Origin of the sequence: Bacillus sp. GMs2/2 (assembly GCF_050172095.1) — a bacterium.
GTDB lineage: Bacteria > Bacillota > Bacilli > Bacillales > Bacillaceae_G > Bacillus_A > Bacillus_A cereus.
In genome coordinates this window covers 1-14,326 of record NZ_JBNLYE010000098.1, presented here as the reverse complement: position 1 = coordinate 14,326, position 14,326 = coordinate 1, and the positions used below count along the sequence as shown (strand labels likewise).

Sequence of the window (14,326 nt, the reverse complement as noted above, 5' to 3'; positions counted from 1 at the left end):
TGGATATCAATAAACAAAATACCATTTTTGAAAAGATAAATATAGAAATTTAATTTTTTATTATAATTCATATGAACTGATAAAGAGGAAACTATGTAGGGTATCAAGTGTTTAGGTAAGGAATGGGTACCAGTTTATGTTAGATGAAATAAACGGTTACCTAGTTTTGGAGGAGATTTAGGGTGCGTTTAGTCTTATCAGGATATTATGGTTTTTATAATGTTGGAGACGAGGCGATTCTACAATCAATTATTGAATCGTTAAGTAAAGAGAACCCGGATATAGAACTAGTAGTACTATCAAATGATTCTAAATATACAAAGGAAATGTATGGTGTAGAATCGGTAGATCGCTGGGATATAAAAGCTGTTTATGATGCGATAAAAAACAGTGATGGAGTTATTAGCGGTGGCGGGAGCCTTCTTCAAGATCAGACAAGTACGAAGAGTATTCTATATTATACGGGTATTATGGGACTCGCTCGATTATTAAAAAAGCCGTATTATATTTATTCACAAGGAATAGGTCCAATTACAAAAGGGTATAATCGTCTATTAGTAAAATGGAACTTGTCAAAAGCTTCCTATGTATCAGTTCGAGATGAGGATTCGTTTTTATATTTAAAAGAACTTGGCATAAAAAACGATATTGAAATTGTTCCAGACCCTGTTTTAACATGGAAACGGACAAAACAATCGGATTGGTTGCAAAAGCATTCGATACATGGAAAAGTAATCGCGGTTAGTGTGCGTTATTGGAATGCAAAAGAAGATTATATAAAAAAATTAGCTGCGGCATTAAAAAAATTAAAGCAAGAAGGATACCAAATTCTATTTGTTCCAATGCATGAGCCATTTGATCAAAAAGCTTCGCGTGAAGTAGTAGACTTAATGGGAGAAGAGACGTATATGCTTCCATATAAAATGGATATCGACGAGAAAATATTCATTTTATCACAATGTTCATTACTAATTGGTATGCGTCTTCATGCACTTGTTTTTTCTGCCGTAGCCAAAACTCCAATGGTCGGGATTTCATACGATCCGAAAATTGATTCGTTTTTAAGTCAAGTGAATCAGCCAGTTATAGGAAGTGTGGATGGCGAATGGAGTGCTGAGTATTTATATGAAATTGCGAAAAAGCAATTAATGCAACAAGGAACTGTGCAGCAAGAGTTACAATTGACAATAGATGAGCTTCGGTTGCAAGGCAAACAGGCAACAAAGAAACTCATTGATCATATGGAAAAAGGCACTTTATTAAAAAAGTAAAGTGTCTTTTATTTTTGTTTTGAATTTAATGAAAATTCTAATTAAAAAAACGTTTTATTTTAATTCCTATTTATTATGCTAAAATGATTGTGATTATTATATAATCAAATTTATGATAATAAATTCGTAGATTACGAGGAGGATAACCTTGAAGACTTTTTCAAAAGGTATAACAGCAGTGGCATTAACGGGATCATTACTTTTAACTCCTATTTCAAGTTATGCGGCAAATGATGATATTACAGGACATATGTTTGAGACGAATATGCGCTCACTTATTACTAAAGGAGTTTTAATGGGGTATGGAGACAATGTATATGCGCCTGATAAATTAGTAACAAGAGCAGAGTTTGCTACATTCATAGCAAGGGCTTTAAATTTACCGAAAGCTGATTCGAATTTCGAGGATGTGCCGAAGACTTACGGTTTATATGATGGTGTAAGTAGAGCATATGGAGCAAAAATTATTAATGGTCGTACGAACGAGACATTCTCACCAAATGATGTGATTACACGTGAAGAAATGTCGATAATGGTAAAGCGAGCGTTAGACTATAAAAATATTAAAGTAGCTGTAAGTCCGCTTACCTTTACTGATAAAGATAGTATTAACTATAAAGAGCATGTACAAGTTATGGTGGCTACTCAAATTATTAAAGGGTATCCAGAAGATAATACATTTAGACCACATTTATCAGCTACAAGAGGGATGGCTTCAGCTATGTTGGATCGCATGCTTCAGACGATTGAAAAAAACGGAAATAGCAATCCTGTAGAAACTAAGAAATATGTTGTGACAAATGTAAGAGAAAACGGAACAGAGCAAGAAGTAGAGCGCTATAATACGTATAAAGAAGCGGTTACGGCTGCTCAAAATAAAGGTATGAATGCGGTAAAATACGAGAACGAATTTTTATGGATTAAAGATGGTTTTGCAAGTGCGAAAAGAATAACTGGGCAAAACATCATTAATATTTATGATGAGAATTTGTCAACAGTATATACGTATATTCAGTATGGAACAGAATTGAAAGTGTTAGAAGTTGGCGAAGATCGTGTGAAAGTTCAACTTTCTGGTTTGACAGGTTATGTGAAGAAGAATGAAATCACTTTAATTCCTACAAATGAAATGAAACAGTCGTCTTATTATGTGAAATCAGATGGATATTTATACCATAAATATTATACATATAATACAAGTTCACCTGGATATACAGAATTTAGATATGGTGTGGCACCTTCTTTCATGAAGCAAGGACAGCAAATGTATAGTGTAGATGGAAAGACATTTGGAGACGAAACTTTCTATCAATATTTCAATTATTTATCATTACGTTCGAAAACAGATTATACAGCTGAACAACTAGATAGTTATGTGAAATCGATTAAACCAGACTCTCCATTAATTGGTTTAGGAAAGAAATTTAAAGAAGTAGAAAGCAAGTATAATGTAAATGCATTATTCTTATATTCATTAGCAATTCATGAAAGTTATTATGGAACAAGCGCTCTTGCAAAAGACAAAAATAATTTATTTGGTTTAAAAGCAACAGACGATAGTCCGTATGGTAACGGAGAAGCATTCAATTCAAAAGAAGATTGTATTGAACATGCAGCAAAATTATACATGAATGAAGGATATTTAAATCCAGGACATTGGCGTTATACAGCAACATATACAGGTGATAAAGCTGCTGGTTTAAATGCGAAATATGCATCTGATGCGAACTGGGGTAAAAAAGTAGCGGGGCATATGAACCGTTTTGATTCTTATTTAGGTAAAAAAGAATACAACAAGTACAAACTTGCACGTGTGATGAATAACGTGGAAGTGAAAAAGAATCCTAGTATATCAAATGAGCGACTGTATCGTTTAAATACAAATGTAGTTGTCACAGTTACTGGTGAAGAGATAATAAATGGAAAAGCGTGGGTTAAAGTTATTTCAGATAATCCTACTGTAACAGAAGCGTATATTGCAAAAGAAAGTTTAGAATACGTAAAACATTAATTAAATAAAAAAGAAGGTGCTACTAATATTTCGTAGCACCTTCTTTTTATTCAATTTCAAAATCAACAATGATATAAGCGAGTATAACAACGAAGAAAATACTAACGGCTGGCGCTGTTAATACGTGGCCAGACATAAAGCCAATGCCAAGTGATAGAATGAGTGTGCTCGCTAATAGCATATACTTTACTTTCATGATTTTCTTAAAGTTTGTGATCATGCGGATAAATAATTTAATACCAAAGTATAGAAGAGGTATTAAGTAAATAAGGAAACCGACAATTCCAAATGCGAAAAATAGGTCATGGAAGTCCATTTCAATTAATTTAATTTTATCTGTGTAGTTACCAGCGTAACCCATTCCGAATAGTTTTTGTGAAAGCGGTGCGTCTTTATAGTATTGTTTGTATGTTTTTAAAAATTTGTCGCGATCACTGTAAATTAAACTTTTTACTTCAGAATCTGTAAGTTCACCTTTTGCATGTTTTTTTGCATCTTCTGGATCTGCTTTAATTACTTTTCCTTCTTTTCGATCTTTCTCTTCTTGCACTGATTTTTTGTATTCGTATATTTGCATGTGAATGCCCATATTTTTTGCGATAGGAGTATGCGGTGTAAGAGCAATTAAACCTCCTAGTATAATTGCGACAACAACGGTATTTACAATATGTGTGAATCCTTTTCCTTCTTTTTTACGATTTATCATATATTCAATGAATGAGAAGAAAAGTGCTACGCCTAATGTAATAACAATTGCGCCATATCCGACTTTCGTTCCGACCATAATACTTGCATACATCGCAAGTATTGTTGGAATCCAGTAATATATTTTCGAGAAAGAAGTTGTTTTATGAATCGAATATAAGACAATGATTGGGAACATAATGGCGAAAAGAGAACTTAAATCATTTCCAGCGAAGAACCAACCTCTTGAACCGATTTTTGAGTGAGGATAGCTTGGGAAATCCGTTCCAGTTTGCATTGCAACGATCATTGTAATGCTTAAAATTAAAGTTGCATATAAGAAATATGTAATGATTTTATGGAATACATACTCTTTATTTTTTAGCTCTTTAAAGGCGATAATATATCCAAACAGTAGCACAATTGGATATACGCTCTTTAAAATGAATTTAACTTCTTCTCCAAATGAAACTGGAGATTTAACCATCATATTATTTACAAGACCGATTGCGAGTGCGATCCCGAGTAAGCATAAATAGAGGATGTACTTTTTCGCATCTTGTTGTTTGTGATGAAGAAGTAGGTACCCTAATGCAAGAAGCATAAAGGCGAAACGGACTACAACTCCAACTGTTGCGCTCATGTGTAGTATATAGATTGAAAAAGATGTTAATAAATCTAAAATTGGTTGAAACACAATGAATAGCAATAGGAAATGTGGGAAGTAGTTATCCGTTTGTTTCAACTTATTAACCATATGTTCCTCCAGTTCTTCATTCCTTTATTACAACACCCAAAAGATGGGTATAAAGCCTTTTTTACATAGTAAGGCGAATGAATTTCAATATTTGTTTTTTATCAAACTTAAGAATACACCATTTCATTGTAATGGTAAATAGATGAAAAGCATGGATAAACCGACTTTAATTTCTATATTTTTCAACGGAATTGTATGTTTTATACGGTAAATGTACAAATTGCGAGATTATTAGACAGAAAATTGAGAAAAAAGAAGGATTTTTCAGTGGTTTTCTATAATTATATAAGTATAATCTTTATGGAGAAAAGAGGGGTATATATAATGGAAATAACAAGTAAAACAGAATCTGTCGTTGTGAAATATGAAGGCCACGTTGCAACGGTTATGGTCAATCGCCCAGAGGTGTTAAATGCGTTAGATGAGCCGACATTAAAAGAGTTATTACAAAAGTTGAAAGAAGTAGCGGAAAGTTCTGCGCATATCGTTGTGTTATGCGGGAACGGCCGTGGTTTTTCTGCGGGTGGGGATATTAAATCGATGCTTTCAAGTAATGATGAAAGTAAGTTTGATGGCATTATGAATACTATTTCTGAAGTTGTCGTGACGTTATATACGATGCCAAAGCTTGTTATTAGTGCAATTCATGGACCAACTGCAGGTCTTGGGTTAAGTATTGCGTTAACAGCTGATTATGTAATGGCGGATATATCATCTGTTATTGCGATGAACTTTATTGGAATCGCTTTAATTCCAGATGGAGGCGGTCATTTCTTCCTTCAAAAGCGCGTGGGTGAAAATATGACGAAGCAAATTATTTGGGAAGGTAAGAAGTTATCAGCGACAGAAGCGCTTGATATCGGCTTAATTGATGAAGTAATCGGCGAAGATTTCCAAACGGCTGTGAAACAAAAAATTAATGAATGGTCACAAAAACCGATTAAAGCAATGATTCAAACGAAGCAAATTTTATGTGAAGTAAATCGCTCTAATTTAGAGCAAACATTGCAATTAGAAAAGCGTGGTCAATATGCAATGAGACAAACAGCGGATCATAAAGAAGGTATTGCTGCGTTTTTAGAGAAACGTTTACCAGCATTTAAAGGGGAATAAAGTGAAGTGAGGATTTTGTCCATTCCTTACTGATTATTAGCTCGTTAATTCGGGATAAAGGGGAGAAAGTGCTAACACATTTTAGTATAATTGTGTTAGCACTTTTTTTTAGGAGTAATACATGAAGAAAATAATCGGTGTTATTACTATTATTTTGCTTACATATTCTGCTTTGCATAGTACACCATCTTTGGCAGTTCGGACTGCGTTATTTTTTAAGGGACATCCAAGTGTTGCATTTTCTGACGGGGTGACGAAAGAAAAAGATGTGAAAAAAGAAGCGATTCCAGATGAGTACCAAACTCTATATGGTAAGGAAAAAAACTCAGAGCACTATTTCTTTCCGCCTGTAAGAGCACATGAATCAGAAATTGATATGTTAAGTGCATGCGTGAAGAAAAAATGGTTTTTCTATAAAGCAGAGCTCGGATGTTATTAAATATAGGAGGATGAATGATGTCAGCATATAACAAGTTAGTAAGAGATCGTGTTCCAGAGAAGATTTTAATGTCTGGAAAAACATATACAGCACAAAAATTAACAGGGCAAGCATACATACAAGCTTTAGCGAAAATTGGAACGGAAGAAATTCGTGAATTTGCTTCTATGAAAGAACGCGAACATGCGCTAGATTCTCTTGCGGATGCGCTAGAAGTTATCATCTCATTAGCACGTGCAGAAGGTGCATCGATTGAAGATGTAGAACGCCTTCGTAAGCAAAAAGAGATAGAGCGCGGTGGATTTGAAAAAGGGATTTATTTATTAGACGTTTCAGAAGAATAGTTTTATAGGAAAAGCATAGCGTTAATGAGTAACGCTATGCTTTCTTGTTGCAATGAAGCTAATAATGAAGAAGATAGCTGTTAATATCCAGCCGATTGTAATAGAAGTAGTAGTATGAACGGCATAAGAGATTTGTAAACAAAATAATGATGCTAAAAACCAAATGAGTGCAATGTGTATATATTTTTTTGATATATTCATATTTCAAGGCTCCTTTTGTATACTAAAAAGAATTTTACTACAATTTAGAAAATTAGGCCATATAAGTAGAGGTTTTCTGGCGAATTTTGTATACTGAATAGTAGAGAAAATGAGGAGGAAACGACAATGGCACATCATGCGAAAGAAACGATGGAACTGATTAAGGAGCTTGTCTCTATTCCAAGTCCATCTGGAAATACAGCAAAAATTATTAATTTCATTGAAAACTATGTCAGTGAGTGGAACGTAGAAACGAAACGTAATAATAAGGGAGCTCTTATTTTAACGGTAAAAGGGAAGAATGATGCGCAGCACCGCTTATTAACGGCACACGTTGATACGTTAGGTGCGATGGTAAAAGAAATTAAGCCTGACGGTCGCCTGAGTCTTTCTATGATTGGTGGATTTCGCTGGAACTCTGTAGAAGGGGAATATTGCGAAATTGAAACATCAAGTGGCAAGACATATACAGGAACGATTTTAATGCATCAAACATCTGTACATGTATATAAAGATGCAGGTGAAGCAAAACGCGATGAGAAAAATATTGAAGTTCGTATTGATGAGCGCGTATTTTCAGCTGATGAAGTACGCGAATTAGGAATTGAAGTAGGAGACTTCGTTTCATTTGATCCGCGCGTTCAAATTACAGAGAGTGGATACATAAAATCACGTCATTTAGATGACAAAGTAAGTGTTGCAATTTTATTAAAATTAATTAAAAGATTACAAGACGAAAACGTAACATTACCATATACGACGCATTTCTTAATTTCTAATAATGAAGAGATTGGATACGGTGGTAACTCTAACATTCCAGAAGAAACTGTTGAATACTTAGCAGTTGATATGGGAGCGTTAGGTGATGGACAAGCATCTGATGAATATACAGTATCTATTTGTGCAAAAGACTCTAGCGGCCCGTATCATTATGCACTGCGCAAACATTTAGTAGAGCTTGCGAAAACGAATCATATTGAATATAAAGTAGATATTTATCCGTACTACGGATCTGATGCATCAGCTGCGATTCGCGCGGGATTTGATGTGAAACATGCGTTAATTGGAGCGGGTATTGATTCTTCCCACGCATTTGAACGTACGCATGAAAGTTCTATTGCGCATACAGAAGCATTAGTGTATGCATATGTAATGTCTAATTTAATTGAAGAATAATTTCATAGATAATAGAGAGCTGATTAAAGATATTATTTTTAATCAGCTTTTTATTTGGCAAAGCGATTAGGAGACATGTCCTAATCGCTTTTTTATCCCGCTATTTGCCGGGCAGTAAGACTCCTACCTCAAAATTCAGCGAAAGCAAAAAAGTTAGATGGGGGCGAGCTGCTCGTAAAAGCCCGATTGGTGAGGGCTGATTAAAGTTTTTTATATACATTCATTATAAGTTATATATATGCGATTTTTGTTATACGGCCGGAAACGTATTTACTATAGATATATAATGTTATACACTATGAAAGGAATTAATTAATAGTTAATATTTTTTAGTTAGCTTGATTAAAAAAATGAATGAATATGAAGTTTTGAGAGGAGATTTATTTTTCATGAAGTACAAAGCAATAGCCGCAGGTTTATTAGCAGCAAATTTACTAGCACATCCAATTAGTAGTTTAGCAGAAACGAAGAAATTTCCTGATGTTTCAGATAGTGCGTGGTCAAAAGACGCAATTTATTATTTAGTAGAGAGAAATGTAATTAACGGTATGCCAGATGGTAACTTTATGCCATACGGAAATTTAACACGCGCTCAGGCAGCAAAGATTATCGCAACAGCAATTGGTGCTAAAGTAGATCCAAATGCAAAGCCGTCTTATAATGATGCAAAAAATAATTGGGCAGCTTCATTTATTGCAGCCATGGAAAAAGAGAATATTATTAAAGGGCGAGAACCAGGAGTATTTGATCCTGAAGGAAAAGTAACTCGTGCTGAAATGGCAGCTATGCTTGTAAGAGCATATAATCTGAAGAGCAAAGTAACAGGACCAGTTCCTACAAAATTTGCTGATTTAGAGAATCATTGGGGTAAAGAAGAAGTTAATATTTTAGTAGAATTAAAACTTTCTTTAGGTACAGAGGATGGCTGGAAACCGAATGATTCTATTACGCGTGAACAAGCAGCTCAACTTACTGCGCAAACAGATAAATTTAGCAAGAATAGTGATCGTCCAGTAGAAACAAAGAAAATGTACATAGATAGAAAATTCATTACATATCACGCACCATCATTAAGTTCTGGGATTAGTGCAAATCAGCATAATCCACAAATGGTTGAAATTAAAGAAGAACGAGATGGATGGATTAAAATTGCAACAAGTAAAGGTGATAAATGGACACCTTTAGTAGAGAAAACAGAATTTATTAATGAAGGATTCACTACTTATGCAGAAGCTTCTTCTTCTTCAAAAGTAATGGGAACACATAACGCACAACAAGTAACTGTTATTGAAGAGAACGGCAGCTGGATTCGTATCCGTATGGGCGCTGGTTTCCAATGGGTTAATAAAAATCAATTAAATCCAGTGAAGCAAGGTAACTTCTTAGAAGGAAAAGCGATTATCATTGATCCAGGTCATGGTGGAGTTGATTCAGGTAATCCAGGTTATTATGAGAAAGAAAGTGAAACTGTATTAGATGTATCACTACGATTACAGAAAATATTTGAGAAAAAGACACCATTTACTGTGTTATTCACTCGTACAGATGATACACGTCCAGGAACAAGTGCTTCTGATTCTTTAAAGAAACGTGTAGAATTTGCTCAAAAAAATAATGGGGATATTTTTGTAAGTATCCATGGTAATGGTACGGAAAGTAAAAATGGACAAGGTACAGAAACGTTTTACTATGAATCAGCGACAGCAAGAGGAACAAATCCTAACGTATCAGAAAGTCGTTTACTAGCAGAAAAAATTCAAGAACGTCTTGTAGATGCACTGGGAACAAAAGATCGTGGTGTGAAAAAAGGCGATTTATACGTAATTAGAGAAAATACAATGCCAGCTGTATTAGCAGAATTAGCATTTGTAGATAATAAAAGTGATGCAGATAAAATAGCTACACCAGCGCAGAGACAAAGTGCAGCGGAAGCAATTTATCAAGGTATTTTAGATTACTATGAAGAAATGGGTAACAACGTGTCTTCTTTCCGTTAATAAATAATAAGAGATTGCCATTGGCAGTCTCTTTTATTTATTAACGTTTCTCTTTATTTCCGGCATATGATATCATTTAATTTTATATACAAAAGAAAAGTATTTGAGTAATTGTAATCAGAAGAATTTTAAACGATAGAGGATGATAATAGATTGAATAATCATAGTAAAACACCTGCCTGTATATATACGTATGCATTTCGTGAGGAGGAGCGTGCTTTATGTTACTTGGAAATGCGCTCGTTCTTTGGAATGGAGTCCCACGTTAATATTTTAAAAAGTGATGTCAAAATTGACCCGAGTAGAAGTGCGTTTATAAAAGAGCGCGTTGAGGTTATGTATGAAGGGGACGACTTAGAAAGCATTTTAAAACAAGTGGAACAAATTGATTTGGCGGGAGCGACATTTAAAGTTATCTTCGTTAAAATCAATGACCTCGTTGGAGAGAATAAAATTGAATATGGAGAAAGACGTCTTATTGAACGAGACCTCGGCATGCATATTGAAGGAGAAGCGGATGTTCGTAATCCAGAGCGTGTATTCGGGATTGTTCCTCTTGGAGGACGCTGGTACTTCGGGCACTATGTAGAAAGCGAACCCGTTTGGTATCATCACATAAAAAAACCGCATAGTTATTCGACATCTCTTAGCACACGTGTTGCGAGATCAGTTGCAAATATCGCTGTACCAAATCCAGAGGGAGTACGAGCAATTGACCCGTGCTGCGGTATTGGAACAGTAGTAGTAGAAGCACTTTCTATGGGGATTAACATCGTTGGTAGAGATATAAATCCACTTGTAGTTCTTGGAACGAGAAAAAATATCGCGCATTTCGGATTTGAAGGAACAGTAACAAAAGGTCCAATCGAGGAAATTACTGAGAACTACGACGTTGCCATTATCGATATGCCGTACGACCTATTTACGCACGCCACACCAGAAGATCAGCTATCAATTCTCTCAAGTGCACGCCGCATCGCGAAAAAAGTAGTCGTTGTCACGATGGAAACAATGGACGACATGATCCATGAAGCAGGATTCGAAATTACAGATCGCTGTATTACAAGAAAAGGATCATTTACTAGACAGATTCTTGTTTGTGAATAAGAAAGGAAGGTCACCCGTTTGGGTGACCTTTTTTGTTTGTATTGATGTGTAATTGGTTGGTGGTTTAGGTAGATGAATTAGCGAAATTTGTCTGTAAGTCGATATTGCATGTCGAATCGCCGATAAATTTAAAAAATCGCTGATATATTGTGTTGAATCGCTGATAAATTTAAAAAATCGCTGATATATTCCGAGAATCGCCGATATCGTTACATTAGAATATTACTGTTCTTTTAATTTCTCTTGTTGTGCAAGTAGTAAATTGCGCAAGATGTGTCCGCGGTAACTTTCTAGTTTTCGTCCTTCATGATAGCGTACGCCTAATTTTTTTAGTTCAGCTACGTACCAGCCTTTTGTTCCGTAATACATGGGATCACTTCCTTTTTGCTTTTGAACAGTATATGTTGGGGGTGGAAGTAACTTTCCAGTGAAAATAATAAGACTGGTTGTATCAAGGGGCTCCATAACATAGCCTCTGAACAGTGTATAAAAAAATAGACAGTAATGTATGCTTTTTTAAACAATGTATACAAATTTATATCCTATGCGTTGGCATGATATTTGCAATAAAAAGAGTATCAACATATAGGGGAGAGATAGAAATGAAGGTTAGTAAAGTGTACACAACAATTGATGCTCACGTAGCTGGGGAACCGCTTCGAATTATTACAGGTGGCGTGCCGGAAATAAAAGGAGACACGCAGCTAGAAAGACGTGCGTACTGCATGGAACATTTGGATCATCTTCGCGAAGTTCTTATGTATGAACCGAGAGGACATCACGGCATGTACGGTTGTATCATTACTCCGCCTGCGAGTGCTCACGCTGATTTTGGCGTATTATTTATGCACAACGAAGGATGGAGTACGATGTGTGGTCATGGCATTATTGCTGTTATTACAGTCGGAATTGAAACAGGCATGTTTGAAGTGACAGGTGAGAAACAACAGTTCATTATTGATAGCCCTGCTGGGGAAGTCATTGCGTATGCAACATATAACGGGAGCGAAGTAGAGTCCGTATCATTTGAAAATGTTCCTTCCTTTGTATACAAAAAAGACGTTCCTATTAAAATAGATAACTATGAATTTCAAGTAGATATCGCGTTTGGCGGAGCTTTTTATGCGGTAGTAGACTGTAAAGAATTTGGCTTGAAAGTCGATTTCAAAGACTTATCTGCTATTCAAGCGTGGGGCGGTAAAATTAAGCACTACATCGAGAGCAAAATGGAAGTGAAGCATCCACTTGAAGAAGGATTAAAAGGGATATACGGCGTTATTTTCTCAGATGAACCGAAAGGAGAAGACGCAACTTTACGAAATGTAACAATCTTTGCTGATGGGCAAATAGATCGTTCTCCTTGCGGTACAGGAACTTCCGCAAGAATCGCAACTCTTTTTGGAAAAGATGCTTTACAAAAGGGAGAAATTTTCGTCCATGAATGCATTACTGACGGGAAATTCGAGGGGGAAGTATTGTCGGTAACCGCAGTAGATACATATGAAGCTGTCGTTCCAAAAGTAACGGGGAATGCCTTTATTACAGGATTTCATCAGTTCGTTGTAGACCCGAGAGATGATTTGAATCGAGGATTTTTGTTAGGATAGAAGGAGGAGGTGGAAAGATATGCTAGTCATAAGCGCGAACGAACAACGAAACTTAGTAAATATGAACGAAGTCATTGAATACGCGGCGCTTGCTTTAAAAGAATTTTCCGCAGAAAGAACGATCACACCAATTCGAGGCTCATTGCCATTTGCGAACGAGAAAAATACGGCATTAATTATGCCCTCAGTAGCGGAAGGGCTTGAGGCACTTGGCTTAAAAGTAGTAACAGTAGTCCCAGAGAACAAAAAGATAGGAAAGAAAACGATAAACGGGATTGTGATGCTATCAGACTTTCAAACGGGAGAACCGCTCGCACTTTTAGAAGGATCGTACTTAACGATGATCCGAACAGGCGCCTTATCAGGAGTAGCGACAAAATATTTAGCTCGTCATAACGCAAAAACTTTATGCATTATCGGCACGGGCGAACAAGCGAAAGGAATTGCCGAAGCAATATTTGCGGTTAGAGATATCGAAAAAGTCATCTTATACAATCGCACAGAAGAAAAGGCGTATGCATTTGCGGAATATATACAAGAGAGATTCAACAAACCTGCATATGTTCACACAAATGCAAATGAAGCAATAAGCGAAGCAGACATCATCGTCACAACTACGAATGCATCCACACCAGTCTTCTCAGAAACACTACAAAAAGGCGTCCACGTAAACGCCGTCGGCTCATTCAGACCGAGCATGCAAGAACTACCCTCACACGCCATAGCTAAAGCAAACAAAGTAGTAGTCGAATCAAAAGAAGCAGCACTAGACGAAACAGGAGACCTTCAAGTTCCAATAAAAGAAGGGCTATTCAAAGCAAACGCCATTCACGCTGAACTTGGTCAAATCATAAGCGGAGAAAAAGCCGGACGCGAAAATGATGAAGAGATTACTGTTTTTAAATCGGTTGGTTTGGCAGTAGTAGATATTATTGTTGCGAAGTATTTGTATGAGAGAGCGGTGGAGCAAGGAGTAGGGAATAAGATTGAATTTTGAGACTGACTTTTGGTGGTCTTTTTGTCAGGATGGGTGTGCTAGTATTTATAATTGAAGCCTTTTAATATTATGTTGAAATATATGAATTCTGCGCAGACATCACATCATTCATTCAATGGGTGTATGAAAAAAGTTGCACCTCTAATTATTAGAGATGCAACTTTTTACCATTCACGCCATTCTTCTGTTATGTCTTCTTCAGATTCTAGACCAGCTATTCTTGCTGCTGTATCGATAAATTCATAGAGATCTTCTCTTTCCATTGTTTCGATAAAATAGTCATGTTCGTCATTTAATTCATTTATGTTAAGAACAACCTCTTTAACAACATGCATTATTTCAACTTCAGTTGGATTTTTTCCCAATTGCTCTAAATTATTTATGTAAGTATCAAGAACTTTATTTGTTGCACTTATATTTTCTTCAGTGAAAAATTCCCCATCTTCATCATTCTCAATCCATTGGGTTGTTGGTTTGTTTTTTTTCAGTTCATCAAATGTCATGATAACCTCCTAAATGTGTTTTTTGTCTTTAATCCCATTCTACATTTTCGGTCATATATAACAATCATTTTAGAGGGGTTTTCTGTAAGCTGCTAGTTTTTTTACTCATTTTACGAGGT

14 protein-coding genes are annotated in these 14,326 nt (G+C 35.8%); 10 read left to right on the top strand and 4 right to left on the bottom strand.

All coding sequences use genetic code 11. From position 1 onward, the window contains the following. The first annotated feature begins 182 nt into the window (after nucleotides 1-182). Nucleotides 183-1,271, top strand: a complete 1,089-nt coding sequence (gene csaB / locus ACQGS6_RS14190; RefSeq protein WP_001241590.1) for a polysaccharide pyruvyl transferase CsaB — start codon at nucleotides 183-185, stop codon at nucleotides 1,269-1,271. Nucleotides 1,272-1,419: 148 nt separating this feature from the next. Beyond that, nucleotides 1,420-3,282: an S-layer homology domain-containing protein gene (locus ACQGS6_RS14185; protein ID WP_000847506.1), complete on the top strand. Its 1,863-nt coding sequence runs from the start codon at nucleotides 1,420-1,422 to the stop codon at nucleotides 3,280-3,282. A gap of 46 nt (nucleotides 3,283-3,328) precedes the next feature. Here ACQGS6_RS14185 and ACQGS6_RS14180 read toward each other — a convergent pair whose 3' ends face one another. Beyond that, complete coding sequence (locus tag ACQGS6_RS14180) at nucleotides 3,329-4,723, bottom strand: O-antigen ligase family protein (protein ID WP_000247530.1); 1,395 nt, start codon at nucleotides 4,721-4,723, stop codon at nucleotides 3,329-3,331. A 300-nt stretch (nucleotides 4,724-5,023) separates the two neighbouring features. On the opposite strand from ACQGS6_RS14180, the gene ACQGS6_RS14175 reads away from it, so the two are divergent. From ACQGS6_RS14175 to ACQGS6_RS14165, 3 genes are all read left to right on the top strand, one after another. Continuing rightward, nucleotides 5,024-5,836 carry an enoyl-CoA hydratase gene (locus ACQGS6_RS14175; protein ID WP_001999174.1) on the top strand — a complete coding sequence of 271 codons (813 nt, stop codon included), beginning with the start codon at nucleotides 5,024-5,026 and terminating at the stop codon, nucleotides 5,834-5,836. A gap of 121 nt (nucleotides 5,837-5,957) precedes the next feature. Next, nucleotides 5,958-6,275 (top strand): hypothetical protein, encoded by a 318-nt coding sequence (locus ACQGS6_RS14170; protein ID WP_000720151.1) that lies wholly within the window; start codon nucleotides 5,958-5,960, stop codon nucleotides 6,273-6,275. Between the two features lie 17 nt (nucleotides 6,276-6,292). Then, nucleotides 6,293-6,619 carry a nucleoside triphosphate pyrophosphohydrolase gene (locus tag ACQGS6_RS14165; RefSeq protein WP_001277349.1) on the top strand — a complete coding sequence of 109 codons (327 nt, stop codon included), beginning with the start codon at nucleotides 6,293-6,295 and terminating at the stop codon, nucleotides 6,617-6,619. A 21-nt stretch (nucleotides 6,620-6,640) separates the two neighbouring features. Here ACQGS6_RS14165 and ACQGS6_RS14160 read toward each other — a convergent pair whose 3' ends face one another. After that, complete coding sequence (locus ACQGS6_RS14160; protein ID WP_001027086.1) at nucleotides 6,641-6,820, bottom strand: hypothetical protein; 180 nt, start codon at nucleotides 6,818-6,820, stop codon at nucleotides 6,641-6,643. A gap of 126 nt (nucleotides 6,821-6,946) precedes the next feature. On the opposite strand from ACQGS6_RS14160, the gene ACQGS6_RS14155 reads away from it, so the two are divergent. The 3 genes from ACQGS6_RS14155 to ACQGS6_RS14145 all read left to right on the top strand — a co-directional run bounded on the left by ACQGS6_RS14155 (nucleotide 6,947) and on the right by ACQGS6_RS14145 (nucleotide 11,100). Beyond that, complete coding sequence (locus tag ACQGS6_RS14155) at nucleotides 6,947-7,996, top strand: M42 family metallopeptidase (RefSeq protein ID WP_000930028.1); 1,050 nt, start codon at nucleotides 6,947-6,949, stop codon at nucleotides 7,994-7,996. Between the two features lie 389 nt (nucleotides 7,997-8,385). Beyond that, nucleotides 8,386-9,993 (top strand): N-acetylmuramoyl-L-alanine amidase, encoded by a 1,608-nt coding sequence (locus tag ACQGS6_RS14150; protein WP_044584177.1) that lies wholly within the window; start codon nucleotides 8,386-8,388, stop codon nucleotides 9,991-9,993. Nucleotides 9,994-10,146: 153 nt separating this feature from the next. Continuing rightward, entirely contained in the window at nucleotides 10,147-11,100 is a 954-nt protein-coding gene (locus tag ACQGS6_RS14145) for a TRM11 family SAM-dependent methyltransferase (protein WP_001059316.1), read from the top strand. Between the two features lie 222 nt (nucleotides 11,101-11,322). On the opposite strand, the gene ACQGS6_RS14140 is transcribed toward ACQGS6_RS14145, so the two are convergent. After that, a complete protein-coding gene (locus ACQGS6_RS14140) occupies nucleotides 11,323-11,565 on the bottom strand; it encodes a YflJ family protein (protein WP_000433499.1) in 243 nt (80 codons plus the stop codon). Between the two features lie 137 nt (nucleotides 11,566-11,702). Between ACQGS6_RS14140 and ACQGS6_RS14135 the strand changes: the two genes are divergently transcribed. Beyond that, nucleotides 11,703-12,707: a proline racemase family protein gene (locus ACQGS6_RS14135; protein ID WP_098300306.1), complete on the top strand. Its 1,005-nt coding sequence runs from the start codon at nucleotides 11,703-11,705 to the stop codon at nucleotides 12,705-12,707. Between the two features lie 19 nt (nucleotides 12,708-12,726). Then, nucleotides 12,727-13,704: an ornithine cyclodeaminase family protein gene (locus ACQGS6_RS14130; protein ID WP_000960306.1), complete on the top strand. Its 978-nt coding sequence runs from the start codon at nucleotides 12,727-12,729 to the stop codon at nucleotides 13,702-13,704. Between the two features lie 164 nt (nucleotides 13,705-13,868). Here the strand turns inward: ACQGS6_RS14130 and ACQGS6_RS14125 are convergent, their stop codons facing one another. Continuing rightward, the gene (locus tag ACQGS6_RS14125; protein WP_000141768.1) at nucleotides 13,869-14,207 is read right to left on the bottom strand and encodes a hypothetical protein; all 339 of its coding nucleotides are present in this window, start codon (nucleotides 14,205-14,207) and stop codon (nucleotides 13,869-13,871) included. Between the last annotated feature and the right edge of the window lie 119 nt (nucleotides 14,208-14,326).